The sequence below is a fragment of the Agromyces sp. NPDC055658 genome (genome assembly GCF_053618155.1).
Window position 1 is genome coordinate 1 of sequence record NZ_JBSHHD010000122.1, and the last position, 1,201, is coordinate 1,201.

Annotated in this window: 1 protein-coding gene; it reads right to left on the reverse strand. The window is 68.4% G+C overall.

The window, feature by feature from the left end; genetic code table 11:
* Nucleotides 1-1,133: SidA/IucD/PvdA family monooxygenase (locus ACWGPE_RS19020; protein ID WP_452049317.1), on the reverse strand; the 1,133-nt coding region annotated here is incomplete at its 3' end.
* Between the last annotated feature and the right edge of the window lie 68 nt (nucleotides 1,134-1,201).

Consider the following 1,201-nt stretch of genomic DNA (forward strand, 5'->3'; position numbering starts at 1 on the left):
GGACCCTGGGTGAGCCCGGCCAGCCCCGGAAGGAACAACTTGGGGAAGACATCGGTCAGGGCCAGGTCGTGACCGATGTGCTCCTGCAGGGATTCTCCACTCAGCGGTCCACCGAGGCCAAGCTCGAGCAGGTCCAGGGCGTCCTGGCTGAACAACGGGGCGAACCACAACGCGTCGGCGCCGGACCCGTCGATCACCAGATCGAAGCCGTGCACGGTCTCGACAGCTTCGCCCCCGGTGTTGGTGGACAGCGTCAACCGGATCCGCTCGTCACGAGCCACCGCGTGGGCGACCCGGCCACGGAGATGGCGGATCCGATCGTCGGCCAGCAGTGCATCCTGAACACGTGCCGAGAACACGCCACGGTCGGTGCGGGCCAGCGCATCCCGGCGCTCGGCCAGGGTGAGCCCGGTCCATCCGGTCGGATCGGAGAACAAGGTGTTCTCGAAGAACCCTTCGCCGCGGGTGAACAGGGTGACCGTCGGCGAGATCACCGTGATGGTCGAAACCCGATGGCGGAACAGCTCGTTGAGCATCGACGCGGCGGTCTCACCACCGCCGATCACCGCCACCCGCTCGGCGGTGATCATCTCGTGCTTGCCGGCCTGATGCCAGAACTGCGCGATGGACATCACCCGGGGGTTGCCCGGCAGCACCGAGCGCTCGGCCTGACCGGGCCCGGTGACCATCAGACCGTCGGCACTGACGGTGTCATCGGCGGTGTGCAGAACCCACCGGTGCGCATCAGGGTCGACCGAGATCCGTTCCACGTCACCGGAAACCACGGTCATGCCGATGTCATCGGCCACCCAGCCCAGATACTGGCTCCACCGCTTGTGGGTCGGCGCGGGCCTGCCGCGGTCCACCCATTCGGCGAACCCACCCGTAGCGATCAGGTAGGCCTGCCAACTGTGCCGGGTCATCCGCTCATCGAGTTCGGCGTTGCGCCGCGGTACCAGCGCGGAGCGGTACGGGAAGCCGACGTCCTTCTCGGGTCCGGTACCGAGGCGATGGTTGCCGTCGGTCCAGCCGCCGACGGCCTGCCAGTTGGCGGCCACCCCGGCACGTTCGACGACGACGACCTCGGGGGCCGGCACACCCATCGCCCGCAACTCGGCGGCTTTGGCGGCCACCGCGATGGCCTTGGGTCCGGCTCCGATGACGGCCAGGGTGGGGGCCGATGGGGCACTCATTGGGTCAC